This is a genomic window from Mesorhizobium sp. M4B.F.Ca.ET.143.01.1.1 (assembly GCF_004792275.1).
In the GTDB taxonomy this organism is placed as follows: Bacteria; Pseudomonadota; Alphaproteobacteria; order Rhizobiales; family Rhizobiaceae; genus Mesorhizobium; species Mesorhizobium abyssinicae.
This window is the reverse complement of sequence record NZ_SRSR01000005.1, coordinates 239822-264622: the sequence shown is the minus strand read 5'-3', so window position 1 is coordinate 264622 and position 24801 is coordinate 239822. Positions and strand designations below refer to the sequence as shown.

Here is a 24801-nt window from a genome sequence, read left to right as displayed (position 1 = left end):
CCGTTCACCGTTTCACGGCTACGGCCGGCCCAGTTGCCGGTCAATCGCCCGCCAGGGGAAACTCATTGGCGATCGTGACATGGTGGTGGATGCGGCCCTCGAAATATCGCGACAGCACCGCCTCGGTCGCGGCGCGCGATTCGGCGCGGGCGGGACTGGCGAGAGCCGCGTCAACCGCCGCCAGGTCGCGGTAGTTGATCGCCAGGATCATCGGGAATTCCGGCGCCCCGTCGTCGCGCTTCTCGGCGAAGGAGACGCGGACATCGAGCGCGCCCGGGAAGGCTTTCCATTTGGGCAGGACGGTCTCGATCACGTCCCTGCGGAACGCTTCCGTCTGGCCGTCCTTCACCTTGCCTTCGAACAGTGCGTAGCGCGTGATCATTTGCCGTCCTCTTTGCGTTGGAAGAATTCCATCAGTGCGGCCTGGTCCTCGCCGCCCAGTCCGGCGGCGGTCAGCAGCCGGTGCACCTCGGCGCAGAGCGCCGTCAGCGGCATCGCCGTATGCGTGCGCCGCGCCAAGTCCTGGGCGGCGTTGAGGTCCTTGACCATGTTGTCGATGCGGCCGGTGCGGCGGTAGTCGCGGGTGGCGAAGCGCGGCAGGTATTCCTGCAGGATGGCGCTGTCGGCGCGGCCGCCCTTGAGCGCCTGCGGGATCTTGAGCGCGTCGACGCCGGCGTCGAGCGCCAGCCGGGTCGCCTCCGCCACGGCCATGAAATTCAGCGCGCACAGCACCTGGTTGATCAGCTTGGTCGTCTGGCCGGCGCCGGCCGGGCCCATATGCGTGTAATTGGCCGCGACGTCGCGCAGCACAGTGTGGGCATCCGCGACATCCTCGGCCTCGCCGCCGGCCATCAGCGTCAACGCGCCGATCAGCGCCTTCGGCGCACCGCCGGAGAGTGGGCTGTCGACCCAGCGCAGACCCTTGTCGCTCGCGTCGGCGGCGAGCTGGCGCGTCGCGTCGGGATCGATTGACGACATGTCGATGATCAGCGTGCTGGGCTTCGCGCCGGCGGCCACGCCGGCATCGCCGAACACGGCGCGGCGCACAATCGCCGCCGAATTGAGGCTGAGAATGACGTAGCCGGCCGCGCCGGCAGCCTCGGCCGCGCTCGCCATCGCGGTCGCGCCCTTGGCGACCAGCACTTCCACCTTGGCCTTGTCGAGGTCGAAGACGGCGAGGCGATTGCCAGTGGCGAGCAGGCGCTCGCCGATCGCTCCACCCATGGCGCCGGCGCCAATCAGTGCCACTTTGTTGGTCATGTCGGTCCTCCCGCGAACCTGGCTGCTATGTCGGCGACGATCTCATCGAGCTCCGCGTCGATTGTCACCGCGATCGCATTCTCGTCCTTGCCCGGCACCTCCAACGTCGCGAACTGGCTGTCGAGCAGACTGGTGGGCATGAAGTGGCCGGTACGCTCATGCATGCGCTTCGAGATCAGTGCGCGCGACCCGTCGAGATAGATGAACAGCACCGGCGCGCCCGCCTGCTCGGTGATGAAATCGCGATAGGCGCGTTTCAGCGCCGAGCAGCCGACAATGACCGGCGCGGGCCGTTGCCGCAGCGTTTCGCCGACCTTGGCCAGCCAGGGCCACCTGTCGGCATCGTCGAGCGGAATGCCGGCGCTCATCTTGGCGATGTTGGCCTGCGGGTGCAGCTTGTCGCCATCCACATATGTCGCCGAGATCGCATCGGCGAGCGCCTCGCCGACCGTCGTCTTGCCGGAACCGGTGACGCCCATGACCACCATGCGCGGTGGGGGATCAGATCGAAGCCGTGATGCCGCCATCGACATAGAGAATGTGTCCGTTGACAAAGGATGACGCCTCGGAGGCCAGGAAGACGCAGGCGCCGACCAGTTCCTCGACCTTGCCCCAGCGGCCGGCCGGCGTGCGTTTTTCGAGCCAGGCGCTGAAAGCCTGGTCGGCGACGAGGGCTGCATTGAGTGGCGTGTCGAAATAGCCGGGCGCAATGGCATTGCATTGCAACCCGTGCTTCGCCCAGTCGGTCGCCATGCCCTTGGTCAAATTGCCGACCGCGCCCTTGGTCGCGGTGTAGGGCGCGATGCCGGGGCGGGCGAGCGCGGTCTGGACGCTGGCGATGTTGATGATCTTGCCGCGGCCGCGCGCGATCATGTGCCGCGCCACCGCCTGGCCGACATGGAAGACGCTGGCGATGTTGGTCTGCAGCAGGCGCTCGAAGGCGTCGGCAGGAAAATCCTCGAGCGGCGTGCGGAACTGCATGCCGGCATTGTTGACCAGGATGTCGATCGACCCGCCGGCAAGCTCGAAAGCGTCGATGGCGGCACGGACCGCATCATGGTCGGTCGCGTCGAAGGCGAGCGTCGCGGCGCCCGGAATGTCCGCTGCCGCGGCACGCAGCTTAGCTTCGTCGCGGCCATTGAGGACCACTTTGGCGCCGGCTTCGGCGAGGCCCTTGGCCAAGGCAAAGCCGATGCCTTGCGAGGAGCCGGTTACGAGCGCGGTGCGCCCGCTGAGATCGAACAGTTTGGACGACATTTTCCTGATTGCCTCTCGTCGCTGAGCGTCTTATGTTATCGATAACATCATCTGTCAAGTCAAGTGGAGCGAATACGATGCAGCGGCCTCACATCCTTCAGGTTGGATCCTATCCCGCGTGGGACGAGGAGCCGCTCAACGAAGCCTTCACGGTGCACCGCTATTTCGCGGCCGACGACAAGCCGGCCTTTCTCGCCGAGGTCGGACCGCTCGTGCGCGGCATTGCCACGCGCGGCGAGCTTGGCGCCAACCGCGCCATGATCGAGGCCTGCCCGTCGCTCGAACTCGTTTCCGTCTATGGCGTCGGTTTCGACGCGGTCGACCTCGTGGCCTGCCGGGAACGCGGCGTGCGCGTCACCAACACGCCGGACGTGCTGACCAATGACGTCGCCGATCTCGGCATCGCCATGATGCTGTGCCTGTCGCGCGGCATGATCGGCGCGGAGCGCTGGGTGCGCGACGGCAGCTGGGCGGCGAAGGGGCTCTATCCGCTCAAGCGCCGCGTCTGGGGACGGCGGGCCGGCGTGCTCGGCCTCGGCCGCATCGGCTATGAGGTGGCCAAGCGCCTTGCCGGCTTCGGCATGGAAATCGCCTACAGCGACGTCGCGCCGAAGGACTTTGCCGCCGATTGGGAGTTCCTCGCCGATCCCGTCGCGCTGGCCAGGCGTTCGGACTTCCTGTTCGTGACGCTTGCCGCTTCCGCCGCGACGCGTCACATCGTCGACAGCGAGGTGATCGCGGCGCTCGGCGAGGAAGGCATGCTGATCAACATCTCGCGCGCCTCCAACATCGACGAGGACGCGCTGCTCGACGCGCTCGAGAACAAGGGGCTGGGTTCGGCCGCGCTCGACGTCTTCGAAGGCGAGCCGAAACTCAATCCACGCTTCCTGGCGCTCGACAACGTGCTTTTGCAGCCGCACCATGCCTCGGGCACGGTCGAAACGCGCAAGGCGATGGGCAGACTGGTGCGCGACAACCTCGCCGCTCATTTCGCCGGCCAGCCACTCATCTCGCCGGTGCTTTAGCTTACGCAATCCCGGACGGAAAACCGTCATCCACTTTTCCTGGTATTGCTCGAGGAGTTCGCCCACCATGAAGTCGATCGTCATCCACGCCGCCAAGGACCTGCGCATCGAGGACCGTCCCGTCGAGGAGCCGGGACCGGGCCAGGTGCTGTTGCGTCTTGCCGCCGGCGGTATCTGCGGCAGCGACCTCCACTACTACAATCATGGCGGCTTCGGAACGGTGCGCCTGAAGGAGCCGATGATCCTCGGCCATGAGGTCTCCGGCGTGATCGAGAAGCTCGGTCCGGGCGTCAGCGGGCTCGAGCCTGGCCAACTGGTCGCGGTCTCGCCGTCGCGGCCCTGCTACGGCTGCCGCTACTGCCGCGAGGGGATGCACAACCAGTGCCTCAACATGCGATTCTACGGCAGCGCCATGCCGTTCCCGCACATCCAGGGCGCGTTCCGTGAAATGCTGGTGGCCGACGCGCCGCAATGCGTGCCGGCCGATGGCTTGAGCGCCGGCGAAGCGGCGATGGCCGAACCTCTGGCGGTCTGCCTCCACGCCACGCGCCGGGCCGGCGAGATGCTGGGCAAGCGCGTGCTGGTGACCGGCTGCGGGCCGATCGGCCTGTTGTCGATCCTCAGTGCCCGGCGCGCGGGCGCGGCCGAGATCGTCGCCGTCGACCTCGCCGATTTCACCCTGTCGATGGCGCTGCGCGCCGGCGCCGACAAAGCGATCAACACGCGGACAGATCCGGAGGGGCTGGCGCCCTATCTCGCCGACAAGGGGACGTTCGACATCCTCTACGAATGCTCGGGCGCGGCGGCGGCGCTGGCGCAAGGCATCGCGGCGACGCGTCCGCGCGGCACGATCATGCAGCTCGGCCTCGGCGGCGCCGAGATGGCGCTGCCGATGTCGACGGTCACCGCCAAGGAACTGTCGATCAACGGCTCGTTCCGCTTCCATCCGGAATTCGCCGTCGGCGTCGGGCTGATGCGCAAGGGGCTGATCGACGTCAAGCCGCTGATCACCCACACGGTGGCGTTCGACGAGGCGCTTTCCGGCTTCGAGCTTGCCAACGACCGAAGCCGGGCGATGAAGGTCCAGATCGCCTTTGCATAAGCGTCGGCGGCGCGTTGCATTCCGTTGTGATATCGATAACGTACGACCATGCAGTCCTCGCCCAAACGCCCGACCATGGCCGATGTCGCGCATCGCGCCAACGTCTCGACGATGACCGTCTCGCGCGCCTTCAAGCGCGACGCCTCGGTCAGCGCCGACACGCGAGACCGCATCCTGCAGGCGGCTGAAGAGCTCGGCTATGTCTTCGACAGCATCGCCGCCAACCTTTCCTCGCGGCGCTCCGGTTTCGTCGCGGTGACGATCCCATCGATCAACAATGCCAACTTCGCCGACACGGTGCGCGGCATGACCGAGGGCCTGCGCGACAGCGGGCTGGAAATCCTGCTCGGCTTCACCGACTACAATGTCGAGGAGGAAGAGCGCCTGGTCGGGCAGTTGCTGCAGCGGCGGCCGGAAGCGATCATCGTCACCGGCGGCAGGCACACGCCGCGCTGCCGCAAGATGCTGGCCAATGCCGGCGTGCCGGTGGTGGAGACGTGGGATCTGCCGAGCGACCCGATCGGCCACGTCGTCGGCTTCTCCAACGCCGAGGCCGGGCGGCTGATGGTCGATCATCTCGTCGCGCGCGGTTATTCGCGGCTCGGCTTCATCGGCGGCGACACCTCGCGCGATACGCGCGGCCTCGACCGCCGGCGCGGCTTCGTGGCGGCGCTGCAGGACCGCGGCCTCGACGCCTCGCGCGTCATCGCCTCCGGCGTGCCGCCGATCTCGATGCGCGAGGGCGCTGCCGCAATGGTCGAGATGATCTCGCGCTGGCCGGACACCCAGGCGGTGATGTGCGTGTCGGACCTTTCCGCCTTCGGCGCGCTTATGGAATGCCTGCGGCGCGGCATCCGCGTTCCCGACGACGTCGCAATCGCCGGCTTCGGTGCCTATGACCTTGCCGAGCAGTCGGTGCCGTCGATCACCACGATCGACGTCGGCGCGCATGAGATCGGCATCCGCGTCGCCGAACTGGTGCTTGACCTGCTCAATGGGCGGCGGGAACCCGACGACCGGGTCGTGGTCGGCATGACGCCCAAGGTGATCGCACGCCACACGGCCTGATTGGAAAGATCAACGGCCGGCGGGATCCCGCCGGCCGTTGGCTTTTCCGACAGAGATGCTGCCGAAGCTTATTTGCCCCAGATCTTCTTGTATTCGTCGCGGTAGCCGTTGCCGGGGTCGAAGCGGTTGTCCGGACCGCCGTCGAACTCGACATTGTCCGAGGTCACCACATGCAGCGGCGAGATGTAGCCCGACCATTTCTCGCCGGCCATGGCGCGGTTGAGCTCGTCCACCAGCTGCCAGCCCTGCAGGTTCAGCGGCTCGGCCACCGTCACCTTCTGGAACTGGCTGGAGCGGATGCGCTGATAGGCCGATTCCGAGCCATCGCCGGCCGCGACGTTGATCGGCGCGTCGGTGCCCGACTTGCCTGCGGCCGCCAGCGACGGACCCATGAAGTCGAAATAGAGATCGTTGATGGCCAGCGAATGGGTCCAGGCGTCGCCGTATTTCTGCAGCAGCGAGGTGGTGAGCTGCGGCATGCGCTGCGAGGTCTCGGCGATCGGCGTGTCGACATATTCGAGCACCTTGCCGCCGAGATCCTCGATCTCCTTCTTCATCCGGTCGGCCTTGGCGATGGCGATCTGGTAGGTGGAATCGGTGAAGATGATGACGCCGGGCTTGCCCTTGGCGTCGACGAAGGCCCAGTCGGCGGCCGCCTTCGACACTTCCATCGGGTCGGTCGAGACGTTGGCGACGATGCCGAGATCGTCGATCGGACCGACCGTCGGGCCCGCATGCCATGCCGCCATCGGGATCTTGGCCGCCTTGGCCTGCTCCATCGCCGGCTTCTGCTCGACGGCGTCGAAACCGTTGATGATGATGCCGTCGGGATTGAGCGCCAGCGCCTGGCCGAAGGCGGCGGTGCGGCCGCCGATCGAGCCGGCGCCGTCAAGCGTCTTGACCGTCCAGCCGAGTGCTGCCGCAGCCTCTTCGACACCCTTGGTGACGCCGAGAATGCCGCCATTCTTCATGTCGCCGCCGAGCACGACGATTGTCTTGCCCCCGGCACCCTTCGGCCCGGTCGTCGGCCCGTCCCATTTCTCGACCTTGCCGGCGTATTTGTCGACGACCGCCTTGGCGTCGGCCATCGGATCGGCGAGCGCGGTCGAGGCGATGCCGAGCGCCAGGCAGGCGACGCCAAGCTGAAGGACTGTTCTGCGATGCATATTGTTTCTCCCATTAAGCATTGTTGGTTGTCTTTGTTGGTTGGCTGGTGGCTGGTTGATTGGCGGCGGGCGGCACGACCGCGCCGCGGCGCCGCTGCGCGTAGCCGGCAATGCCGATCGCGACGAGCAGGGTGACGCCGTTGAACAGCGGCTCGACCCAGAACGAGCCGCCGAACTGCTGGATGCCGGAAATGCCGACAGCGAGGATGACGACGCCGATGATGGTGCCCCAGACATTGACGCGGCCGGGTTTGATGGTGGTCGATCCGAGGAAGGCGCCGACCAGCGCCGGCAGTAGATATTCCAGGCCGACGCTGGCCTGGCCGATGCGGAGCTTCGAGGCGAGCAGCACGCCGCCCAGCGCCGTCAGCGCACCGGAGGCGACGAAGGCGCCCATGACGAATTTCTGCACCGGGATGCCGTTGAGCGCAGCGGCCTTCGGATTGGCGCCGATGGCGTAGAGGTAGCGGCCGATCGGCAGGTATTCGAGCACCAGCCACATCGCCAGCGCCAGGACGACCACGTAGTAGCCGGTGATCGGCAAGCCGAACAGCATCGTGCCGTTGAGGGAGAGGAAGCCCTCGGGCAGCACGCCGACGACCTGGCGGCCGCCGGTGTACCACATGGCCAAAGCGTAGAGCACGGTGCCGGTGCCGAGCGTGGCGATGAAGGAATCGATGCGCGCCACCTCGACCAGCCAGCCATTGATGAAGCCGGTGAGCACGCCGAGCAGGATGACGATCAGCACCGCGATCGGCCAGGGGATGCCGAAGGCCGTCTGCAGGCTGATGGCCAGGATGTGCCACAGCACGATGCCGTAGCCCACCGTCAGGTCGATGCGGCCCGAGGCCATCGGGATCATCGCCGCCAGCGACAGCATCGCGATGATCGCCTTGTCGGAGATGATCGAGCGCAGATTGAGCAGCGTCGGGAACGTCCGCGGCAAGAGCAGCGAGAACAGCAGGATGAGCAGCAGCGTCAGGATCGGCAGGCCGTAGACCGGCAGGTAGCGCGAGGCCTTCTGGCCGAGGCTCAGCCCGGAAAGTTCCGACCGGGTCGGCTCAAGCGCCGTCGATTTGATCGAATTCATGAGGTCCTCCTAGAGCATGATGCCGAAAGTGTGAGGCGGTTTTCGGACGACATCATGCTCTATCTCTTTGATTTAGAACCGGATTCAGATTTCAGATCGATTCGACCTGAAATCATCCGGCTCTAGGCGGCTTCGGACACGGAGGCGGCACGAATGAGCGCAGCCGTCGTCAAGGCATCGCCGGCCAGCTCGCGCACGATGCGGTTATGCGAGAAGACGAGGGCGCGATGGCAGATATGGGCGACCTCCTCGAAATCGGTGGAGACGACGATGACCGCCAGCCCTGCCTCGACGGCCGCCGCGATCAGCCGGTAGATCTCGGCCTTGGCGCCGACATCGACGCCGGCCGTCGGGTCCTCGGCGATCAGCAGCTTGCGGCCCGTCGCCAGCCAACGGCCGACGACCACCTTCTGCTGGTTGCCGCCTGAAAGCGCTTCGATCGGCAGATGCGGATCGTTGGGCCTCAGCCCCAGCCGCGCGCCGAGTTCCTGCGTCAGCTCGCTCTCGTGCGCCGGCTTCATGAAGGAGAACAGCCCGCGACCGACCGCCGACGGATTGAGATACATGTTCTCGCGCACGGAAAGCGACAGCGCGACCGATTCCTCGGTGCGGTCGCGCGCGATGAGGCCGACGCCGGCGGCAAGGGCGGCGCCGATCGAAGACAGGTCGAGGCGCTTGCCGTCGAGCGAGACATTGCCCTCGAAACGCTCGGCGCCGAACAGCGCGCGGCCTACAGCCTCCTGTCCGGCGCCGCGCAGGCCGACCAGCCCGAGCAATTCGCCGGAGCGCGCCTCGAAGGTGACTGGGCCGACGTTGCCGCAAGTGAGGTTTTCGACCTTGAGCCGCTCCGGCCCGTCCTGCCATTGCGACTTGGCGAACATCTGGTGCGCCGGCCGGCCGACGATCAGGTCGACCAGTTCCTGCGGCGTGGTCTCGACCACCGGCTTCACCGCGACCATGCGGCCGTCGCGCATGACGGCGACGCGATCGGCGATGCGGAACACCTCGTCCAGCCGGTGCGAGACATAGATCATGCCGACGCCGCGCTCGCGCAGCGGCCGCAGCGCCTCGAACAGGCGCTCGACCTCGTCCGCCGGCAGGCTCGCCGTCGGCTCGTCGAGCACCAGCACGTCGGCCTCAGTGGCCAGCGCGCGGGCGATCGCCACCAGCGACTTTTCGGTGCGGGAAAGATCCTGGACGCGCGTCGCCGGATCGAAGGCGCAGCCGACCAGCGCCAGCGCGCGCTCGGCGCGGCGCTCGGTGTCGCGCCAGTCGATCAGGCCGGAGCGGCGCGAAAAACCTTGCGCCATGCCGACATTCTCGGCCACCGTCATCCATTCGATGAGGCCGAGGTCCTGATGGATGAAGGCGACCTTCTGCGGCTGGTTGGGCCGCGGCGGGCGGTGATGATAGTCCTCGCCGCGAAAGCGGATCGTGCCTTGGTCGCGCTTGTGAATGCCGGCGAGCGTCTTGATCAGCGTCGACTTGCCGGCGCCATTCTCGCCGAGCAGGGCGACGATCTCGCCCTCGTGGATGTCGAGCGACACCGACTTCAACGCCAGCGTGCCGCCGAAGCGCTTGGAGATGTCGATGAATTCGATGAGCTTGGGCCGCATCTATGGCCCTCCCAAGCCAAGCAAACGGACTGAATTGGCACCGATGTTATCGCTAACATTTTTGCAGGTCAAGTCTTGAAAACGGGTCGAGGCGAAGGCTATCGATAACCCGTTTTCGCGGAGGAAGAAGCATGTTCGGAGACATAGAGGGCGCCGGCTTCGAGGTCCTCGACGAGCGGTTCGAAAGCTGCTTCGTCGGCCATGTGGCGGTCGAGCGGCTGTGGACCGGCGGGCGCTGGCTGGAAGGCCCGGCATGGTTCGCGGCCGGGCGCTATCTGGTCTTCTCCGACATCCCCAACGACCGCATCATGCGCTACGACGAGACCAATGGCGTGGTTTCGGTGTTCCGGGCGCCGGCAAACAATGCCAACGGCAACACGGTCGATACAGAGGGACGGCTGGTCACCTGCGAGCATCGGGCGCGCCGCGTCACGCGCACCGAGCATGACGGATCGATCACGGTGATCGCCGACCGCTTCGACGGCAAGCGCCTGAATTCGCCCAACGACGTCGTGGTGCGCTCGGACGGTACGGTGTGGTTTTCCGATCCGCCCTACGGCATCGCGACCGACTATGAGGGCGACCGCGCCGAACAGGAGATCGAGGGCTGCCACGTCTACCGCGCCGATCCCGCGACCGGCGCGGTGGCGCGCGTCGTCTCGACGATGGCGAAGCCCAACGGTCTCGCCTTCTCGCCGGACGAGAGCGTCCTCTATGTCGGCGACACCGGCATCACGCATCAGAAGGACGGGCCGCGGCACATCCGCAAGTTCGCCGTCGAAGGCAATTCGCTGGGGGAAATCGGCGTTTTCGCAACCTGCACGGCCGGCCTGTTCGACGGCTTCAGGGTGGATACGGCCGGCCGTGTCTGGGCAGGCGCCGGCGACGGCGTGCATTGCTTCGACCCCGACGGCACGCTGATCGGCAAGATCCGCATCCCTGAAACGGTGGCGAACCTCACCTTCGGCGGCGCCAAGCGCAACCGCCTGTTCATCACGGCGCGGCAGTCGCTCTATGCGGTGTTCGTGGTCGCCAACGCGGCCGCAAGAGGCTGAGGTCCGACTTGCTTTGATCGAGAGGCGAGCCGCTCGACAAGCGGCCCGCCTTGTTCATATCAGGCACCATCCTTTGCCCGATAGGCATCGGGAAGGACGAAGACTTCATCGGCGCGGCCGTAGCCTCCATCAGCAACTTCTTCGATCAGCACCATGGTGTAGGGGCGCACTCCCTCGCCGAAATAGTCGACGAACATCTGCGTGGTCTTGTGGACGAGATCTTCCTTCTGCGCTTTTGTGAGAGCGGCCTCGGGCATCTTGAAGTTGGCAAAGGGCATTTCCAGGTTCCTTTCGGTGGATTTCACGGCGCTGCTTTGGCGAGGCCGATGACGACGGTCGCGCCGTCATCGGACGGATCGATCCTCGTTGTCATGGAGCGGATATAGATTGCCGCGGATGTCGGATAATCACCCGGCTGCTGGCAGCACTATTCGGAAAGAGCGAACAATCGGAACCAACGTCGGCGCCCTATCCGCAGGCTCGCGCAGCGGTGCGCGCATTGCTGGAATGGGCATCCAGCGCATAGGCGAACGACGCCGGCTCGCCACGGTCCGATCTTCACAACCCTGCCAGATGCAACAGGTCAGCTGTTGCGCGTCGCCACGAATGTCGCCGCTTCCTTCAGCAAGGCCGCGCGCTCGCCATAGGGATCGAGCAGCGCATGCGCCTGGCCGACGAGGCCGCTGAGCTGCTTGCGCGCCCAGTCGGCGCCGTGCAGGGCGACCAGCGTCGCCTTGCCGGCGGCGGCGTCCTTGCCGGTCGCCTTGCCCATCTGGTGCGCATCCGCCGTCAGGTCGAGCAAGTCGTCGGCAAGCTGGAAGGCGAGCCCGATCGCCGAGCCGAATTCGGCCAGCCGTTCGCGGTCTTCCGGCGGCGCGCCGGCGACGATGGCGCCGGCCTCGCAGGCAAAGCGGATCAAGGCGCCGGTCTTCATCGCCTGCAGCCGGATGATGCCGGCCTCGTCCGGTGGATTGCGGCCGGCATCGAGATCGAGCATCTGCCCGCCGACCATGCCGCCAATGCCGGCGGCGCGGGCAAGTGCCAGCACCAGCGCTGCCCGGCGTTCCACGGGCAGCACGGTGGCCTCGTCGGCGAGGATGTCGAAGGCAAGCGTCAGCAGCGCGTCGCCGGCAAGGATGGCGGTTGCGTCGTCGAAGGCCCGGTGCACGGTCGGCTGGCCGCGGCGCAGATCGTCATTGTCCATGGCCGGCAGATCGTCATGGATCAGCGAATAGCAATGCACGCATTCGAGCGCCGCCGCGACGCGCGATGCCGCCTCGCTATCGACGGAAAAGAGCGCCGCACTTTCCATGACCAGAAAAGGGCGCAGGCGCTTGCCGCCGTTCAACACGCCATGGCGCATGGCCGCCATCAGCCGCTCCGGCCGGGCGATCTCGCCGGACAGCGCGCGCTGGTCGAGAAGCCGCCTGAGCTGCGCCTCGATTGCCGCTGCGCGCATCAGAAGTGCGGTTTCGAACGCGATTTCTTCGTCTTTCGCCATGGCCGGGAGCGGTAGCCGACACTCAGACATTGCGCAAGAAGCCGCGCGCCATTATGCCGGTTGAGCTGATGGCACGGGTGGGGCGGCTTGACGGAACCGATCGTCGATCATGAAATCCAAGGACTGGACATGGCGCGGCCGAGGCGCCTGAACCGCGCTGGCCTCAAGCGCCTTGGCCGGCGCTCCCTGGTCGTTGCCGCCATCCTGGCGGTGATACCGGTGGTGCTGACCTTCCTCTATCTGCCGTCCTTCGTGCATCCGGTGTCGACGCTGATGCTGAAGGACCTCGCGACCTTCTCCGGCTACGACCGGCGCTGGGTTTCCATCGACGACGTGTCGCCGGTGCTGGCGCATTCGGTGGTCATGTCGGAGGACGGGCAGTTCTGCTTCCACCGCGGCGTCGATCTCGGCGAATTGCGCGGCGTCGTCGACGACGCGCTGGCCGGCGAGGCAACGCGCGGCGCCTCGACCATCACCATGCAGACGGTGAAGAACCTCTTCCTCTGGTCGCGGCCGCTGGGCACGGTGCGCAAGGTGGTCGAACTGCCGCTCGCCGTCTATTTCGACGCGGTGATGTCGAAACGGCGCATCATGGAGATCTACCTCAACATCGCCGAATGGGGGCCGGGCATCTATGGCATCGAGGCCGCCGCCCAGCATCATTTCGGCGTTTCGGCAAAGCAGCTGTCGCGCCGGCAGGCAGCGCTGCTTGCCGTCACGCTGCCCAACCCGATCGCCCGCAATCCCGCCAAGCCGGGGCCTGGCCTGCGACGGCTGGCGGCGCTGATCGAGCGACGCGCTGGCAGATCGGGCGCCTATATAGGCTGCCTGGACTGAAGTGCAGCTTCATGCTGCTTTCCTGCTCCGGCAAAAAAATTTGCCGCGGTGCTGGCCAAAACGGCGCAGGGCGTGTATAGGCACCCGACTTTCTCAGATTATGGCCCCAGACATGGCCCTTTCACGAGGGTTGCCGGGGCATTTTGACCATGTAGTGGAGCATATCCGTGGCCGTTCCGAAACGAAAAACCTCTCCGTCGAAGCGCGGCATGCGCCGCTCGGCCGACGCCCTCAAGGCCCCGACCTACGTCGAGGACAAGAATTCCGGCGAAATGCGCCGCCCGCACCATATCGACCTGAAGACCGGCATGTATCGTGGCCGCCAGGTTCTGGAGCCGAAGGAAAGCTGAGAAGCTTCCGGCGGTTTGCGACTTCCAAAAGACCGGCCATTGGCCGGTCTTTTTGCGTTTGGCCTCGCCAATCGCTCCAGCGTCGCGGTTCGATACCGACTCTGCCGACGGACCCTGCGCGCCGGTCTTTGTGGCCTGACAGGCGCGGGAGGAACCCCCGCTAGGGCGGTTCAGCGTTTCATGGAATCGCCGAACCGCCCCAAGTTTTTGTTTTGACGCAATTCCGGACGGAAAACCGCTGCGCACTTTTCCTGGAATTGCTCTGACATGCTTGTTTCGCGCGGTCTTCGAGCGTGTTAGCGGCGACGCATGAAACTTCTTGACGAGGAAGGCCGGCGGGCTGCAACTGAAGGAAGCTCAATCGGAGTCGCCAGATGTTCGGTGCCATCCCCCTGCTGATCGTGCCCTTCGTGCTCTACAATCTCGGGCTGCTCGGGATATTCGGCAGCGGCGACGATCCCTGGGCCAACGAGATGTTCTCGTTCCGCATGATGTCCGGTGGCGTGTTCTCGATGACGCTCGGCGACCTGATGGTGCTGATCGGCCTGTTCTTCCTGTTCGTCGAGATCTCAAAATCGGTGCGCACCACCAACGCCTCGATCCTCGACCATCTGTTGTCGACGCTGGTCTTCATCGCCTTCCTGGTCGAGTTCCTGCTGGTGAAGGGCGCGGCGCATTCGGTCTTCTTCACCCTGATGGTCATCGCGCTGTTCGACGTGCTCGCCGGCTTCTCGGTGTCGATGCGGTCGGCAAGCCGGGATATCAACCTGAACTAGGATGTGCCGATATTCAGTTGAGACCGGTGTGCAAATGCAGGTTTCCTGCGCTTCCGGTGCTCACGTACGCTCCGCTCCGGTTCTCGGAACCAACATTTCGACTCGGCCTGACTTGAATCTCGACACATCCTCCCGCTGATCCGTCTCAGCCCGGATCGGCAGCGAAGCCGGCGGCTTCGATGCCGGCGATCGCGGCGGCCTCGTCATTGTCCGACGTGTCGCCGGAGATGCCGACCGCGCCGATGACGGCGCCGGCATGATCGCGGATCAGCACGCCGCCGACGACAGGCAGGACACGACCGCCGGAGACGTCGGAGATGCCGGCCATCAGATGCGGCCGTTCCTTGGCGAAGGCTTCGACGCGGCGCGAGCCCATGCCGATGGCGAGCGCGCCATAGGCCTTGCCGGCCGACATTTGCGGACGCAGGAACGAGGCGCCGTCCTGGCGCTGGAAGGCGACTAGGTGGGCGCCGGCATCGAGCACCGATACGCCCAGCGGCCTGAGCTTCAGCTCTGCACCCCTGGCGAAGGCGGCGTCGATGATTTGCTTGGCGTTCTCGAGCGTCAGCGCGGTCATGGCAGTCTCCTGTTGAAAGGCCGCGATCATCGTCGACGAGACGCAGGATACAATCCCGGCGGCGGTTGAAACTGATTTTCAGGAAGTGGCGAAACGCCGCGCCCTGTCTAGCCGGCGGCAGCCTCAGCCTTGCGGGCGACCACTGCCTCGTAGCCGGCCTGCAGGGTTGCCCGAACGGTTGGCCCCTCCTGGTCGATCGCCGCGCCGAGGTGTTCATGGCGCAATTCGTCCATGAAGCGCTCCCATAAGGGTGGGCCGCCGTTTTCCAAAAGCTCGGCGCGGATCGAGAGCTCCTCGCTGACCGGCAGCCAGACACGGCCCCAGGCGCCGAGATGCGCCATGATCGGCACCAGGGTGATGGCCATCTCGGTCAGGCTGTAGATCGCCTTCTGCTTGTGGGAGGGATCGTCGGCCTTTGTCAGCATGCCCAGCTCCATCAGCCGCTTCAGCCGGTCGGCAAGGATGTTGGACGCGATGCCCTCGATCGATCCGTTGAGCATTTCGCGAAAATGGCGCCGGCCGCCGAAGATCATGTCGCGCAGGATGATCAGGCTCCAGCGATCGCCGAACACTTCGAGCGACAGATTGATCGGGCAGCCGGAACGGTGATCGGTGTTCATGTGCAAAGTCTCCAGAAAAACCGGTTGCATTATCGTATCAGTCTGATTATCGTGCAACTGATTGCAAAATGCAATCGGATTGCAGAGGAGGAAGCGACCATGAAGACGAAAGAGCAGCCCCGGATCGTTTCCGAAACTTTTGGCAGTCCCGCCGATCCCGCGGTTCTGCTGATCATGGGCGCCATGGCGTCGATGCTGTGGTGGCCGGAAGCGTTCTGCCGGAAGCTGGCCGGCGAGGGTCTGTTCGTGATCCGCTACGACAATCGCGATACCGGCCACTCGAGCAAATACGTGCCGGGCGAGCCGCCCTACACATTCGATGACATGGCCGACGATGCCATCCGCGTGCTCGACGATCATGAGGTCGTGAGGGCGCATGTGGTCGGCATGTCGATGGGCGGCATGATCGCGCAGCTGGTGGCGCTGAAACACCCGTCGCGCGTCACGGCGCTGACCGGGATCAGCACGTCGCCAGTCGGCATCGACACCTCGCATCTGCCGGGAATGTCCGAGAGCTACAAAGAGCACGCGGCGGCAGGCGAGAAGGTCGATTGGTCGGATCGCGAGCAGGTGATCGACTTCATCGTTAGCGAGGCCCGCGTCATCGCGAGCACCGTGCATCCGTTCGACGAGAAGCTGACAAGGGCGTTCGTCGAGCGGGACTATGACCGGTCGGGAGGCCTGCTCAGCGCGACCAACCACTTCCTGCTCAAGAGCGGCGGAGACTGGAATGACCGTCTTCGGAAGATGCGGATTGCGCTGCTCGTCATCCACGGCACGACGGATCCGATCTTTCCGGTCGAGCATGGCGCAGCGCTCGCCGAGGCGGTTGCCGGTGCGAAGCTGGTGCGTATCGAGGGTGGCGGCCACGAACTGCATCCGGACGACTGGGGCGTCATGATCGCCGCCATCGCGGCGCATGACCGGGCAGCGCGGGCCGCCTGACCCGCCGTCTGCCGTGACATCGCCGCACGGAATGCGCCACTATCGAAATCGGGCCAATCCACGCCGAACGGAAGCGAGCACCCAATGTCCCTGACCATGCACCTCCACCCCCTGGCATCCTTCTGCTGGAAGCCGCTGATCGCGCTCTATGAGAACGGCACGCCTTTCGATGTCGTCATCGTCGATCTCGGCAACGAGCAGTCGCGCGCGGCGTTCCTGAGACTGTCGCCGGCGGGCAAGATGCCGGTGCTGCGCGACGAGGCGCGCGGGCAGACGGTGCCGGAATCGACCATCGTGATCGAGTATCTGGCCGTCCACTATCCTGGCCCGACCGCGCTGATTCCGGACGATGCCGACCTCGCCCGCCAGGTCCGGACCGCCGATCGCTTCTACGATTTCTATGTGCAGGAGCCGATGCAGAAGATCGTCGGCGACCGGCTGCGGCCGCAGGGCCAGACCGATCCGTTCGGTGTCGAGCAGGCGCGGGCGCAGTTGCGTGCCTCCTACGCCATCGTCGAAACCGAAATGCAGTCGAGGATTTGGGCGGTTGGCGAAACCTTCACCATGGCCGACTGCGCGGCGGCGCCGGCGCTGTTCTACGCCAACAAGGTCGAGCCGTTCGGCGACAGGTTCCCCGCGGTCAGGCGTTATCACGATCGACTGGTCGAACGACCGTCCTTCGCCCGCGTGATCGAGGAAGCCCAGCCCTACTTCAAATTCTTCCCCTACAACGACGGCTGACATCAGTACTTAGCGATCGGAGGCGAGCGGTCCTGCTCACCTGGCCTTGCATCGCTGCTATGGCTCGATCACCTTCTTGCGGCCTTCCGGTTCCACCATCTCGAGCCGGGTTTCGGGACCATCCGCCTCGAGCAAAATGTAGCTTGCATCGTCGCCGCCGACGAAACTCAGGCCGGCGCTTGCGGTCGAGGCGCTGATCTTGACCGAAGGCTGGCCATTCTCCGCGATGAGGCGGAACAGAACGGTTTCGGCCTCGCCGGCCGTCGCCGGCAGCACGGAGATGCTGGAGCGCACCCGGCCCTGACTATCGACAATCTGAAGCCCGCTTCCGCGCAGCATGCCTGTGCCGTCCTGCGCCTTCGCCGGCAGGATCTGCATCAGCCCCATGCCAGCGAGCAGAACCAGATTGATCGCCGTCAGAGCGCCAAGTACCGCTTCGCGTCCCATGGGTTCCTCCTCCACAGCCAGAAAAAGCGCAGAACGGAATCGCATGAAGCAAGTGCCGGACCGGTCATGCCGCCCAGAGGTCACTCGCCGGGCAATGCTTCCCAGAACTGGTCGAGCCAGATGTTCAACCGCAGGAAGCCGGCACTGCTGACCGTGTAGACACGCCGCGTGCCTTCCGCCTTGGCGTTGACCAGGCCGGCCTCGAGCAGAACCTTCAGGTGCTGCGAGACGGCTGGGCGTGAAACTGGCAGTCCGGCCGCCAGTTCGTTGACGGTCTTCGGGCCGCGCCGGAGCTCTTCGAGAAGATAGCGCCGGTTGGGATCGGCAATCGCCACAAAGGCATCAGAAAACATCATGCGTCATTTTAGAGGCAAAGTTTCCCAAATCTCAACCATTGGTTTCAGCCTTTCTGCGCGGATCGAGCCGCAAGGCTTCCGGCGTCACCGAACGGTCGGCCGGCTGGGTCTTGAAGGCGTCGCGGTTTTCGATCGGCACCGGGGCGCGGCGGCTGATGCGCAGCAGGGTGTAGCCCGCCAGGCAAAGATGGGCGAGCGCGGTGGCCAGGAACAGGCCCTCGGGACGCAGCGAACCCATCAGGCCGGCAGCGAGCAGGGGCCCGATCATGGTGCCGAAGCCGTAGAGCAGCAGAAGGCCGCCCGAAACCTTGACGAAATCCTCCGCCCGCGCGTGGTCGTTGGCATGCGCCACTGCGATCGAATAGAGCGTGTAGGCGAAGGCGCCATAGGAGGCGGTCAGGACAAGGACGAAGACGCCGGAGCGCGGCTCGAACAGGAAGACGACGATGGCGAACAAGGCCGCGCCGAAGGCGGCGCCCGCCAGCACGAAACGGCGGTCGGTCTTGTCCGAGAGGCGCCCGGCCGGAAGCTGCATGGCCGCGCCGGCGACCACCACCAGGCTCATCATCAGCGCGATCTCGGCCGTGGAAATGCCGATGCGGGCGCCATAGACGGCGCCGAGCGTGCCCCAGGCGCCGTTGGCGATGCCGATCAGCAGGCAGGCAACAGCGGACACCGGCGAATTGGCGTAGAGCCCTTTGACATCCAGCTTGACGTCCTGCAGCGGCTTCGGATGCGACTGCGTCGAGACGGCGGTCGGGAGCAGCGACAGGCAGAACAGGATGCCGGTGATCATGAACAGCGAAGCCGACTTCACGTCGCCGCCGGCGACGATCATCTGGCCGCCCATGATCGATGCATAGGTGACCATCATGTAGAGGCCGAAGACGGTGCCGCGATTCTCGTTGGTCGCCTTCTCGTTCAGCCAGCTTTCGATGACCATGAAGGCGCCGGCCATGGTGAAGCCGGTAAAGGCGCGCAGCAGGATCCAGACATACTCATCGATGATGAGGCCGGTGAGCAAGGCGACGATGGCGCCCGACGCGGCAAAGGCGCCGAAGGCCCGGACATGGCCGGCGCGGCGAACCAGGCGGGGCGCAAAGAAGCAGCCGGTGACGAAGCCGCCCGCCCAGGCCGTGCCCATCAGGCCGAGCGATGCCGTGGAAAAGCCCTCCAACTGGCCACGCAACGGCAAAAGCAGCCCGTGCAGGCCGGACGCCGCGAGCAGGAAGGCGGTGCCGCGAAGCAAGGAGAGGATCGGTCGGTAGGTTGCAAACATTGTCTGATCCGGCTTGGGGTTCGTGGCGCCGGTCTGACAGGCGCATTCGGGCTTTTCGGCGGCAAGCGTTGCCGTCGTCAACGCTAGCCGCGGCGGAACAGCGCCTCGGCTGCCGATTTGGTCGCGCCCTTGGCCTTGAGCTCGGCTTCCAGCCGGGCGATCTCGTCGCGCAGCATGCCGATCCGCTCGGACAATTCGTCGGCCGAAAGCAGGGCCAGATCCTGCCCGATCTCATGCGGGCGCGCTTTCTTTACGGGTTCGTCGTCGAAGCTCGCCATCGTCGCTCCTCCCTGATTTGCCATTTGCCGGATTCGACAATGAGCATACATAGGGCAGGGGCGCTGATGCAAATTGCCGGCCAGACCGGCCGAAGGAGGACGGGACAGTTCATGGCGAGCGGACAGAAGATTCCGGCGAAGATGACGGCGATCGCGATCTCGGAGCCCGGCGGGCCGCGGGTGCTGAAGCCGGAAACGCGCGACGTGCCCGTGCCGGGACCGGGCGAGGTGCTGATCCGGGTGCGTGCCGCCGGCGTCAACCGGCCGGATGTGCTGCAGCGCAAGGGCGCCTATCCGCCGCCGCCCGGCGCGTCCGACCTGCCGGGTCTCGAAGTCTCGGGCGAGGTCGCGGCACTGGGCGACCAGATATCGCGCTGGCGCATCGGCGACCGGGTCTGCGCGCTCACCCCCGGCGGCGGCTATGCCGAATATGTCAAGGTGCATGCCGGCAGCGTGCTGCCGCTGCCGGCCGGCTTCACCCACACCGAAGCGGCGGCGGTGCCGGAAACCTATTTCACCGTCTGGCACAATGTATTCGAGCGCGGCGGCTTGAAGAGCGGCGAAACACTGCTGGTGCATGGCGGCTCGTCCGGCATCGGCACCACGGCGATCCAGCTGGCGGCGGCCTTCGGCGCTTATGTCGTCACCACCGCCGGCAGCAAGGAGAAATGCGACGCCTGCCTGAAGCTCGGCGCCGACCGCGCGATCAACTATCGCGAGGAGGACTTCGTCGCCGCGGTCAAGGACGCGACCGCCGGCCGGGGCGCCAACGTCATCCTCGACATGGTCGCCGGAGACTATGTGACGCGCAATTACGAGGCCGCGGCGGTGGAAGGCCGCATCGTGCAGATCGCCGTGCAGGGCGGGGCGGCGGCGAGTGTCGATTTCTCCAAGCTGATGGTCAAGCGGCTCACCCATACCGGCTCGACGCTGAGGCCGCGCACGGTCGAGTTCAAGGCGGCGATCGCGGCAGCGCTCGAGGCGCAGGTTTGGCCGCTGCTCGGCAGCCGCAAGATTGCGCCGGTGATGGACACGATCCTGCCGCTCAGCGAAGCCTGGCGGGCGCATGAGCGGATGGAGGATGGGGAGCATATCGGCAAGATCGTGCTCGACGTCGGCTAGGATATTCAGGTGAGGCCGGCCTGCAAACCTGCGCTTCCGGGGCTCACGTAGTTTCCTTGCTGCCGCATGTCCTTGTCGGAAAACCGGGAGCACTTTTCCGGGACATGCGGAGGTGCGCTCCGCGCCGGTTCTCGGAAACCACCGTTTTGGTCGCTCCGCGCCCGTCTTCGACTCCGGCTTGGCCTGACCTGAATCTCGACGCGCCCTGGTGCGTAAATCGCCTGCGGAAAACCTGAACGAGAGCTTAATGCTGCAATGCACAAAACGCATTGCCGCCATGCAAAAGCGTCCGTTCAATTCTTAGGCGGCGGTGCCTATTTACACGGCATCGAACAAATCAACCAACGACTGGAGAACCACCATGAACCCGATCCGCGCTTTCCGTAACTGGCGCATGTACAATGAGACCGTGCGCGAGCTGAACAAGCTCAACGCCCGTCAGCTGAGCGACCTCGGCATCAACCGCGCCGACATCGAGCGTATCGCCCGCCAGGCTCTTTGATTGCAAACGCGACCCGGCCGAAAGGCCGGGGCCGCGTCAAGAAGCCAGAGCCGTCGTAGACGCTTGCTCGTCTCCGGTTCCAAACCCGCTGGACCCAGTCCGGCGGGTTTTGTCTTTCCAAGCCGCGCTTGTGCCCGGCCTCTCCCTTCGGGGCCTTCCAAAAACATTGCGAAATGGTGACGGAGCGGTTATACAGACCGCGAATTTCCCATTTTGGTGGCTCTAAAACCACCGCCCGCGCGGGAACGCGGGCGAACGAGAAGGATTTTTGGAAATGGCCAATACGCTGCTGATGCCCAAGGCGACCGCCGTCTGGCTGGTCGACAACACCGCGCTCTCCTTCGAGCAGATCGCGCAGTTCTGCGGGCTGCATCCGCTCGAGGTCAAGGCGATCGCCGACGGCGAATCGGCGCAAGGCATCAAGGGCATGGACCCGATCATGACCGGCCAGCTGACCCGCGACGAGATCGCGCGCGCCGAGAAGGACCAGAACCATCGGCTGAAGCTGTCAGACCCCAAGGTGAGGGTGCCGGAATCCAAGCGCAAGGGCCCGCGCTACACGCCGCTGTCGAAGCGTCAGGACCGGCCGAATGCCATCCTCTGGCTGGTACGCAACCATCCCGAACTGAAGGACGCGCAGATTGCCCGTCTTGTAGGCACCACCAAGTCGACGATCGAGCAGATCCGCGAGCGCAAGCATTGGAATTCGGCCAATCTGCAGCCGATGGATCCGGTGACGCTGGGCCTCGCCTCGCAGATCGACCTCGACCTGGAAGTCAACCGCGCCTCGCGCGGCCGCGAGCAGGCGCAGCCGGTCGGCGACACGCTGCTGCCGGCGGCGTTGACGGAACGGCTGGTCCCGGCGCCGGAAAAGCCGAAGGACGAGGACGCCGAGCTCGACGCCAACGCCGTCTTCGCCAAGCTCTCGGCGCTGAAGTCGAAGGACAAGGACACGGACGACGAGGAGTAGAATTCTCGAAAGCCAATAAAAAAGCCCGCTTCGAGCGGGCTTTTTTATTGGCTTTCGAGGCTTCAGTTGCGCGCCGCCCGGTCCGGCGTCATGCCATAGTCCTCGCTGCGCTCCACCGCGCGGTAGAAATCGGCGAGCTGCTTGCCGCGCTCCGGCTTGTAGACGCGGCCGGCGATCACCACCGAGGCAATGCGGTCGATGCGGAAGGCGCGGAAATCGTCGCGCATCTCGCACCAGGCGACCAGCGTCCACACCTTGCCCCAGAACCACAGGCCGAGCGGCCGGATGTCGCGCGCCGTGCCGCGCCCGGCCTCGTCCGAATAGTCGATGGTCAGGACCTGGCGTTTCTCGATCGCGCGCTCGATCAGGTCGATCGCCTCGCGCGCGGCATCGCTCACCACCCACATCGGCGTGTGGATCTCGGTGCGGGCGATGCGGTCCTTCTCGGTATCGGGCAGCACGGCGCCGATCTTGACCAGCGCCTCGTCGGCGGCCCGCGCCATGGCGGCGCCGCCAAAGGCGCGCACCATGCGGGCGCCGGCGACCAGCGCCACGATCTCGTCACGCGTGAACATCAGCGGCGGAAGGTCGAAACCCTCCCTCATCATGTAGCCGACGCCCGCCTCGCCGTCGATCGGCACGCCGGTCGACTGCAGGTCGGCGATGTCGCGATAGATCGTGCGCTCGGAAACCTCGAGCCACGTACCCAGCTTCTGGGCGGTGACCAGACGGCCGCCGCGCAAATGCTGCACGATCTGGAAGAGCCTGTCGGCACGACGCATCGTATGGTTCCTCGATGTTGTTTCTATGCATGTCGTGGCCCCAAAACCGGTTGCCACTTCTGGGCGACATGCACGTTGTTTCCATGCATGTCGTGGTTCCCAAAACCGGTTCCCACTTTTGGGCGACATGCACTATGGCTTCAGCCCTTCGCGCTTGCGCTGCACGGCGACGAACTCCGTGCCGAAGGACAGTTTCCTCGTTGTCGGCGTCCTGGCGTCCAGCACCCGCCAGAACGGCGCGATCTCGCTCAGCGCCATGCCGTGCTCGAGATCCTCGCCGGCCGCCTCGGCCACGGTGCGCAAATGATAGCCGATGGCGACCGGGCATGTCACTTCAGCCCCGTGCTCGATGGCCAGCGCGGTGCGCAGCGCGCGGACGTCCATCTCGACGCCTTCCGGGATCGAGCGGATGAAATCATCGACCTGGCGCGCTGTCGGCACCAGCATCGGCTGGCCTTCGACGACGTCGGCAAAGCTCCGCGGCGACGGCTTGATGCCATTGACGCCCGGCGTGTTCAGCCTGTCGTTCCAGCTCTTCACCATGCGAAGCTCACTCTCTACTCCTGCCACACCATGACACGACCCTCCTGACAGCATACTGTCAGGAGGGTTCAGCATATTCGCCGACGCTTCTAGATCGGGGCACCGCGGTGTCCGCATCCAAGCGCGGCACGCAAAAAAAGCTCATTGGTCGATGTGGCGGCCGTTGGCGTACATATCCGGCCAGCCGATGTCCTTGCGAATGTCCGCCGGCAAGCCATTCATGAAACGCTGGGTGCGGATCTCGTTGCGCATCGTGCGGATCTTGCCGACATAGTGCTGCACACCGCGCAGTATCTGGTAACCGGTCACGGCTAGTCTCCTCTTCTTTGATGAGGACACTATCGCACACCCCTGCTGACAGCAGTCTGTCAGGAGGATGGCAGCCTTTCGAAGGAGATTGCGGTCAGTCTGGCCGGCACACGGAGAAGCGGCTGTCCTGCCCGGTTCCGCCCGGCTTCAAAGCAACGATACCGGCTTTGACAGCCGGCCGCGATGCTGCTCAAAAGCGGCATGTCGAAACTCCTCGCGCTCGTCATCATTGGCATCATGGTCATCCAGCTGATCAAGCCGCTCGGCTGGCCGGGGCTGAGGCGGCGCAGCGATTTCTGGAAGCTGGCGCTGCTTGCCATGGCGGCGATCTCGCTCACCGCGGTGCTGGGGCACTGGGGCTAGAGCCGCGACGTCACCCCATCGGGTGCCTAAGCCTGGGGCTGCTCGCCCAGAACGGGAGCAAGCAGATGCTCCGCCCAGGCGCGGTAGCCGGCTTCCGAGGCATGGAATCCGTCAACGGCAAAGCCGGCCTGCGGATCGAGGATCGGCAGCCGCGACGCAGGCACCGCGCCGCGCTCCAGGCAGAGGCGCTTGCCCATCCGATTCATCTCGGCAGCCCTGATCTCGAGGATCCTGCCAAGCAGGGAGGGCATCGCCGGCGCCCGGGTGAACTCCAGCACCGGCGACCACACCACACGCGCCTCCGGCCATTTGGCGCGCAGTGCGTAAAGCAGGCCGCCGAACTCCTTCTTGAAGCGTGGCACCGAGTGGAAGTTCTTGGTGTCGTTGGTGCCGATGGCGAGCACGATATGCGTCCACGGATCGGCAGACAAATTGGGCAGGACATGGTCGCGCACCTGGCCGGAGGTCGCCGAATTGAAGCCGGCCGCCCGCCAGCGCACGGAGCTGCCCGTTCGCTCTGAAATCAGGATGGCAAGCTGCGCCGCGAGCCCGTTCTCGGAATGGCCGATGCCGACCGAGGCGGCGGAGGAATCGCCCAGCACCAGCAGCGTGATCGCCGGCGCCTTGCCCGGCATCTCATGGATGACCGGACCGCGCGCCGGCAGCATGCGGCTGGTGCGACGGCGCACGCCGAGCCCCTGCCAGACGTAGACGGGAAAGGCGAGCCAGGTGAGGAGGGCGAGCAGGCGCTGCATGGCTCATGCCCTTAGCGCATATTGTTGTGCGGGTGAACGATCTAACTAAAGCGCGTCGCGCCTGAACGGCCTCATGCGACGCGCTTTAGCTCATTGTTTTATGCATGTC

The 24801-nt window shown here is 65.4% G+C and carries 32 protein-coding genes; 13 read left to right on the top strand and 19 right to left on the bottom strand.

Going from position 1 to position 24801, the window contains the following annotated elements; translation table 11 throughout:
- Positions 1 to 40: 40 nt before the first annotated feature.
- Genes EN786_RS14895 through EN786_RS14880 form a run of 4 tightly spaced genes read right to left on the bottom strand, consistent with a single transcriptional unit; the run spans position 41 to position 2517 of the window.
- The gene (locus EN786_RS14895; RefSeq protein ID WP_127283432.1) at positions 41 to 382 is read right to left on the bottom strand and encodes a hypothetical protein; all 342 of its coding nucleotides are present in this window, start codon (positions 380 to 382) and stop codon (positions 41 to 43) included.
- Positions 379 to 1260: an NAD(P)-dependent oxidoreductase gene (locus EN786_RS14890; RefSeq protein WP_127310511.1), complete on the bottom strand. Its 882-nt coding sequence runs from the start codon at positions 1258 to 1260 to the stop codon at positions 379 to 381. The genes EN786_RS14895 and EN786_RS14890 overlap by 4 nt, the downstream gene beginning before the upstream one ends.
- Entirely contained in the window at positions 1257 to 1748 is a 492-nt protein-coding gene (locus EN786_RS14885) for a gluconokinase (protein ID WP_245478312.1), read from the bottom strand. The genes EN786_RS14890 and EN786_RS14885 overlap by 4 nt, the downstream gene beginning before the upstream one ends.
- 13 nt (positions 1749 to 1761) lie before the next feature.
- Positions 1762 to 2517, bottom strand: a complete 756-nt coding sequence (locus tag EN786_RS14880) for an SDR family oxidoreductase (protein WP_135908638.1) — start codon at positions 2515 to 2517, stop codon at positions 1762 to 1764.
- 77 nt (positions 2518 to 2594) lie between these two features.
- Here EN786_RS14880 and EN786_RS14875 point away from each other — a divergent pair, with 77 nt between their 5' ends.
- The 3 genes from EN786_RS14875 to EN786_RS14865 all read left to right on the top strand — a co-directional run bounded on the left by EN786_RS14875 (position 2595) and on the right by EN786_RS14865 (position 5712).
- Complete coding sequence (locus EN786_RS14875) at positions 2595 to 3542, top strand: 2-hydroxyacid dehydrogenase (RefSeq protein WP_135908636.1); 948 nt, start codon at positions 2595 to 2597, stop codon at positions 3540 to 3542.
- Between the two features lie 67 nt (positions 3543 to 3609).
- Entirely contained in the window at positions 3610 to 4644 is a 1035-nt protein-coding gene (locus tag EN786_RS14870; RefSeq protein WP_127311614.1) for an L-idonate 5-dehydrogenase, read from the top strand.
- Between the two features lie 48 nt (positions 4645 to 4692).
- Positions 4693 to 5712, top strand: coding sequence for a LacI family DNA-binding transcriptional regulator (locus EN786_RS14865; protein ID WP_189340658.1), 1020 nt, complete (start codon positions 4693 to 4695; stop codon positions 5710 to 5712).
- A 68-nt stretch (positions 5713 to 5780) separates the two neighbouring features.
- Here EN786_RS14865 and EN786_RS14860 read toward each other — a convergent pair whose 3' ends face one another.
- The 3 genes from EN786_RS14860 to EN786_RS14850 form a co-directional block, all read right to left on the bottom strand.
- Positions 5781 to 6878, bottom strand: coding sequence for a substrate-binding domain-containing protein (locus EN786_RS14860; protein ID WP_127283426.1), 1098 nt, complete (start codon positions 6876 to 6878; stop codon positions 5781 to 5783).
- A gap of 13 nt (positions 6879 to 6891) precedes the next feature.
- Positions 6892 to 7968 carry an ABC transporter permease gene (locus EN786_RS14855; RefSeq protein WP_127311615.1) on the bottom strand — a complete coding sequence of 359 codons (1077 nt, stop codon included), beginning with the start codon at positions 7966 to 7968 and terminating at the stop codon, positions 6892 to 6894.
- 122 nt (positions 7969 to 8090) lie between these two features.
- Positions 8091 to 9584: a sugar ABC transporter ATP-binding protein gene (locus EN786_RS14850; RefSeq protein ID WP_135908634.1), complete on the bottom strand. Its 1494-nt coding sequence runs from the start codon at positions 9582 to 9584 to the stop codon at positions 8091 to 8093.
- A gap of 131 nt (positions 9585 to 9715) precedes the next feature.
- Between EN786_RS14850 and EN786_RS14845 the strand changes: the two genes are divergently transcribed.
- Entirely contained in the window at positions 9716 to 10639 is a 924-nt protein-coding gene (locus EN786_RS14845) for an SMP-30/gluconolactonase/LRE family protein (protein WP_127311377.1), read from the top strand.
- Between the two features lie 59 nt (positions 10640 to 10698).
- Here the strand turns inward: EN786_RS14845 and EN786_RS14840 are convergent, their stop codons facing one another.
- Positions 10699 to 10917, bottom strand: coding sequence for a 4-oxalocrotonate tautomerase family protein (locus EN786_RS14840; RefSeq protein WP_127311376.1), 219 nt, complete (start codon positions 10915 to 10917; stop codon positions 10699 to 10701).
- Between the two features lie 305 nt (positions 10918 to 11222).
- Positions 11223 to 12140 (bottom strand): polyprenyl synthetase family protein, encoded by a 918-nt coding sequence (locus EN786_RS14835; protein WP_127311375.1) that lies wholly within the window; start codon positions 12138 to 12140, stop codon positions 11223 to 11225.
- 129 nt (positions 12141 to 12269) lie between these two features.
- Between EN786_RS14835 and EN786_RS14830 the strand changes: the two genes are divergently transcribed.
- From EN786_RS14830 to EN786_RS14820, 3 genes are all read left to right on the top strand, one after another.
- On the top strand, positions 12270 to 12977 hold the full coding sequence (locus EN786_RS14830; protein WP_127311378.1) for a transglycosylase domain-containing protein: 708 nt from the start codon (positions 12270 to 12272) through the stop codon (positions 12975 to 12977).
- A gap of 167 nt (positions 12978 to 13144) precedes the next feature.
- Positions 13145 to 13327, top strand: a complete 183-nt coding sequence (gene rpmF, locus EN786_RS14825) for a 50S ribosomal protein L32 (protein WP_006203806.1) — start codon at positions 13145 to 13147, stop codon at positions 13325 to 13327.
- Between the two features lie 374 nt (positions 13328 to 13701).
- Positions 13702 to 14103, top strand: coding sequence for a hypothetical protein (locus EN786_RS14820; RefSeq protein WP_127311374.1), 402 nt, complete (start codon positions 13702 to 13704; stop codon positions 14101 to 14103).
- 145 nt (positions 14104 to 14248) lie between these two features.
- On the opposite strand, the gene EN786_RS14815 is transcribed toward EN786_RS14820, so the two are convergent.
- Both EN786_RS14815 and EN786_RS14810 read right to left on the bottom strand, forming a co-directional pair.
- A complete protein-coding gene (locus EN786_RS14815; RefSeq protein WP_127311373.1) occupies positions 14249 to 14680 on the bottom strand; it encodes a heme-binding protein in 432 nt (143 codons plus the stop codon).
- 107 nt (positions 14681 to 14787) lie between these two features.
- Positions 14788 to 15300 carry a helix-turn-helix domain-containing protein gene (locus tag EN786_RS14810; RefSeq protein WP_127311372.1) on the bottom strand — a complete coding sequence of 171 codons (513 nt, stop codon included), beginning with the start codon at positions 15298 to 15300 and terminating at the stop codon, positions 14788 to 14790.
- A gap of 99 nt (positions 15301 to 15399) precedes the next feature.
- Here EN786_RS14810 and EN786_RS14805 point away from each other — a divergent pair, with 99 nt between their 5' ends.
- Positions 15400 to 16245: an alpha/beta hydrolase gene (locus EN786_RS14805; protein ID WP_127393797.1), complete on the top strand. Its 846-nt coding sequence runs from the start codon at positions 15400 to 15402 to the stop codon at positions 16243 to 16245.
- 84 nt (positions 16246 to 16329) lie between these two features.
- A complete protein-coding gene (locus EN786_RS14800) occupies positions 16330 to 16986 on the top strand; it encodes a glutathione S-transferase family protein (RefSeq protein WP_127311741.1) in 657 nt (218 codons plus the stop codon).
- Positions 16987 to 17043: 57 nt separating this feature from the next.
- Here EN786_RS14800 and EN786_RS14795 read toward each other — a convergent pair whose 3' ends face one another.
- The 4 genes from EN786_RS14795 to EN786_RS14780 form a co-directional block, all read right to left on the bottom strand.
- A complete protein-coding gene (locus EN786_RS14795) occupies positions 17044 to 17433 on the bottom strand; it encodes a hypothetical protein (RefSeq protein ID WP_127285982.1) in 390 nt (129 codons plus the stop codon).
- An 80-nt stretch (positions 17434 to 17513) separates the two neighbouring features.
- Entirely contained in the window at positions 17514 to 17789 is a 276-nt protein-coding gene (locus EN786_RS14790; protein ID WP_126057959.1) for a metalloregulator ArsR/SmtB family transcription factor, read from the bottom strand.
- 31 nt (positions 17790 to 17820) lie between these two features.
- Positions 17821 to 19068, bottom strand: coding sequence for an MFS transporter (locus tag EN786_RS14785; protein ID WP_127285983.1), 1248 nt, complete (start codon positions 19066 to 19068; stop codon positions 17821 to 17823).
- A gap of 83 nt (positions 19069 to 19151) precedes the next feature.
- Entirely contained in the window at positions 19152 to 19346 is a 195-nt protein-coding gene (locus EN786_RS14780) for a DUF1192 domain-containing protein (protein WP_127285984.1), read from the bottom strand.
- Positions 19347 to 19457: 111 nt separating this feature from the next.
- On the opposite strand from EN786_RS14780, the gene EN786_RS14775 reads away from it, so the two are divergent.
- The 3 genes from EN786_RS14775 to EN786_RS14765 all read left to right on the top strand — a co-directional run bounded on the left by EN786_RS14775 (position 19458) and on the right by EN786_RS14765 (position 21940).
- Entirely contained in the window at positions 19458 to 20468 is a 1011-nt protein-coding gene (locus EN786_RS14775; RefSeq protein WP_127285988.1) for an NAD(P)H-quinone oxidoreductase, read from the top strand.
- Positions 20469 to 20829: 361 nt separating this feature from the next.
- Complete coding sequence (locus EN786_RS14770) at positions 20830 to 20970, top strand: DUF1127 domain-containing protein (RefSeq protein WP_127285985.1); 141 nt, start codon at positions 20830 to 20832, stop codon at positions 20968 to 20970.
- Between the two features lie 274 nt (positions 20971 to 21244).
- Complete coding sequence (locus EN786_RS14765; protein ID WP_127310282.1) at positions 21245 to 21940, top strand: DUF1013 domain-containing protein; 696 nt, start codon at positions 21245 to 21247, stop codon at positions 21938 to 21940.
- A gap of 62 nt (positions 21941 to 22002) precedes the next feature.
- Here EN786_RS14765 and EN786_RS14760 read toward each other — a convergent pair whose 3' ends face one another.
- The 3 genes from EN786_RS14760 to EN786_RS14750 all read right to left on the bottom strand — a co-directional run bounded on the left by EN786_RS14760 (position 22003) and on the right by EN786_RS14750 (position 23574).
- Positions 22003 to 22722, bottom strand: coding sequence for a YafY family protein (locus EN786_RS14760; RefSeq protein ID WP_126057965.1), 720 nt, complete (start codon positions 22720 to 22722; stop codon positions 22003 to 22005).
- 132 nt (positions 22723 to 22854) lie between these two features.
- Positions 22855 to 23265: a hypothetical protein gene (locus EN786_RS14755; protein WP_189340493.1), complete on the bottom strand. Its 411-nt coding sequence runs from the start codon at positions 23263 to 23265 to the stop codon at positions 22855 to 22857.
- Between the two features lie 141 nt (positions 23266 to 23406).
- Positions 23407 to 23574: a hypothetical protein gene (locus tag EN786_RS14750; RefSeq protein ID WP_127282773.1), complete on the bottom strand. Its 168-nt coding sequence runs from the start codon at positions 23572 to 23574 to the stop codon at positions 23407 to 23409.
- 201 nt (positions 23575 to 23775) lie between these two features.
- Here EN786_RS14750 and EN786_RS14745 point away from each other — a divergent pair, with 201 nt between their 5' ends.
- Positions 23776 to 23937 carry a hypothetical protein gene (locus EN786_RS14745; RefSeq protein WP_127310283.1) on the top strand — a complete coding sequence of 54 codons (162 nt, stop codon included), beginning with the start codon at positions 23776 to 23778 and terminating at the stop codon, positions 23935 to 23937.
- 26 nt (positions 23938 to 23963) lie between these two features.
- Here EN786_RS14745 and EN786_RS14740 read toward each other — a convergent pair whose 3' ends face one another.
- Positions 23964 to 24692 (bottom strand): SGNH/GDSL hydrolase family protein, encoded by a 729-nt coding sequence (locus tag EN786_RS14740; RefSeq protein WP_127310281.1) that lies wholly within the window; start codon positions 24690 to 24692, stop codon positions 23964 to 23966.
- Positions 24693 to 24801: the final 109 nt, after the last annotated feature.

Excerpts from the sequence above, each read along its gene's own strand:
- EN786_RS14815 (WP_127311373.1), bottom strand. The coding sequence starts at position 14,680 with ATGACCGCGCTGACGCTCGAGAACGCCAAGCAAATCATCGACGCCGCC.
- EN786_RS14840 (WP_127311376.1), bottom strand. The coding sequence starts at position 10,917 with ATGCCCTTTGCCAACTTCAAGATGCCCGAGGCCGCTCTCACAAAAGCG.
- EN786_RS14820 (WP_127311374.1), top strand. The coding sequence starts at position 13,702 with ATGTTCGGTGCCATCCCCCTGCTGATCGTGCCCTTCGTGCTCTACAAT.
- EN786_RS14765 (WP_127310282.1), top strand. The coding sequence starts at position 21,245 with ATGGCCAATACGCTGCTGATGCCCAAGGCGACCGCCGTCTGGCTGGTC.
- EN786_RS14805 (WP_127393797.1), top strand. The coding sequence starts at position 15,400 with ATGAAGACGAAAGAGCAGCCCCGGATCGTTTCCGAAACTTTTGGCAGT.
- EN786_RS14835 (WP_127311375.1), bottom strand. The coding sequence starts at position 12,140 with ATGGCGAAAGACGAAGAAATCGCGTTCGAAACCGCACTTCTGATGCGC.
- EN786_RS14895 (WP_127283432.1), bottom strand. The coding sequence starts at position 382 with ATGATCACGCGCTACGCACTGTTCGAAGGCAAGGTGAAGGACGGCCAG.
- EN786_RS14860 (WP_127283426.1), bottom strand. The coding sequence starts at position 6,878 with ATGCATCGCAGAACAGTCCTTCAGCTTGGCGTCGCCTGCCTGGCGCTC.
- EN786_RS14865 (WP_189340658.1), top strand. The coding sequence starts at position 4,693 with ATGCAGTCCTCGCCCAAACGCCCGACCATGGCCGATGTCGCGCATCGC.
- EN786_RS14785 (WP_127285983.1), bottom strand. The coding sequence starts at position 19,068 with ATGTTTGCAACCTACCGACCGATCCTCTCCTTGCTTCGCGGCACCGCC.
- EN786_RS14740 (WP_127310281.1), bottom strand. The coding sequence starts at position 24,692 with ATGCAGCGCCTGCTCGCCCTCCTCACCTGGCTCGCCTTTCCCGTCTAC.
- EN786_RS14870 (WP_127311614.1), top strand. The coding sequence starts at position 3,610 with ATGAAGTCGATCGTCATCCACGCCGCCAAGGACCTGCGCATCGAGGAC.
- EN786_RS14875 (WP_135908636.1), top strand. The coding sequence starts at position 2,595 with ATGCAGCGGCCTCACATCCTTCAGGTTGGATCCTATCCCGCGTGGGAC.
- EN786_RS14890 (WP_127310511.1), bottom strand. The coding sequence starts at position 1,260 with ATGACCAACAAAGTGGCACTGATTGGCGCCGGCGCCATGGGTGGAGCG.
- EN786_RS14850 (WP_135908634.1), bottom strand. The coding sequence starts at position 9,584 with ATGCGGCCCAAGCTCATCGAATTCATCGACATCTCCAAGCGCTTCGGC.
- EN786_RS14800 (WP_127311741.1), top strand. The coding sequence starts at position 16,330 with ATGTCCCTGACCATGCACCTCCACCCCCTGGCATCCTTCTGCTGGAAG.
- EN786_RS14855 (WP_127311615.1), bottom strand. The coding sequence starts at position 7,968 with ATGAATTCGATCAAATCGACGGCGCTTGAGCCGACCCGGTCGGAACTT.
- EN786_RS14780 (WP_127285984.1), bottom strand. The coding sequence starts at position 19,346 with ATGGCGAGCTTCGACGACGAACCCGTAAAGAAAGCGCGCCCGCATGAG.
- EN786_RS14790 (WP_126057959.1), bottom strand. The coding sequence starts at position 17,789 with ATGATGTTTTCTGATGCCTTTGTGGCGATTGCCGATCCCAACCGGCGC.
- EN786_RS14845 (WP_127311377.1), top strand. The coding sequence starts at position 9,716 with ATGTTCGGAGACATAGAGGGCGCCGGCTTCGAGGTCCTCGACGAGCGG.
- EN786_RS14885 (WP_245478312.1), bottom strand. The coding sequence starts at position 1,748 with ATGGTGGTCATGGGCGTCACCGGTTCCGGCAAGACGACGGTCGGCGAG.
- EN786_RS14830 (WP_127311378.1), top strand. The coding sequence starts at position 12,270 with ATGGCGCGGCCGAGGCGCCTGAACCGCGCTGGCCTCAAGCGCCTTGGC.
- EN786_RS14810 (WP_127311372.1), bottom strand. The coding sequence starts at position 15,300 with ATGAACACCGATCACCGTTCCGGCTGCCCGATCAATCTGTCGCTCGAA.
- EN786_RS14880 (WP_135908638.1), bottom strand. The coding sequence starts at position 2,517 with ATGTCGTCCAAACTGTTCGATCTCAGCGGGCGCACCGCGCTCGTAACC.
- EN786_RS14755 (WP_189340493.1), bottom strand. The coding sequence starts at position 23,265 with ATGGTGAAGAGCTGGAACGACAGGCTGAACACGCCGGGCGTCAATGGC.
- EN786_RS14775 (WP_127285988.1), top strand. The coding sequence starts at position 19,458 with ATGGCGAGCGGACAGAAGATTCCGGCGAAGATGACGGCGATCGCGATC.
- EN786_RS14745 (WP_127310283.1), top strand. The coding sequence starts at position 23,776 with ATGTCGAAACTCCTCGCGCTCGTCATCATTGGCATCATGGTCATCCAG.
- EN786_RS14760 (WP_126057965.1), bottom strand. The coding sequence starts at position 22,722 with ATGCGTCGTGCCGACAGGCTCTTCCAGATCGTGCAGCATTTGCGCGGC.
- EN786_RS14770 (WP_127285985.1), top strand. The coding sequence starts at position 20,830 with ATGAACCCGATCCGCGCTTTCCGTAACTGGCGCATGTACAATGAGACC.
- EN786_RS14795 (WP_127285982.1), bottom strand. The coding sequence starts at position 17,433 with ATGGGACGCGAAGCGGTACTTGGCGCTCTGACGGCGATCAATCTGGTT.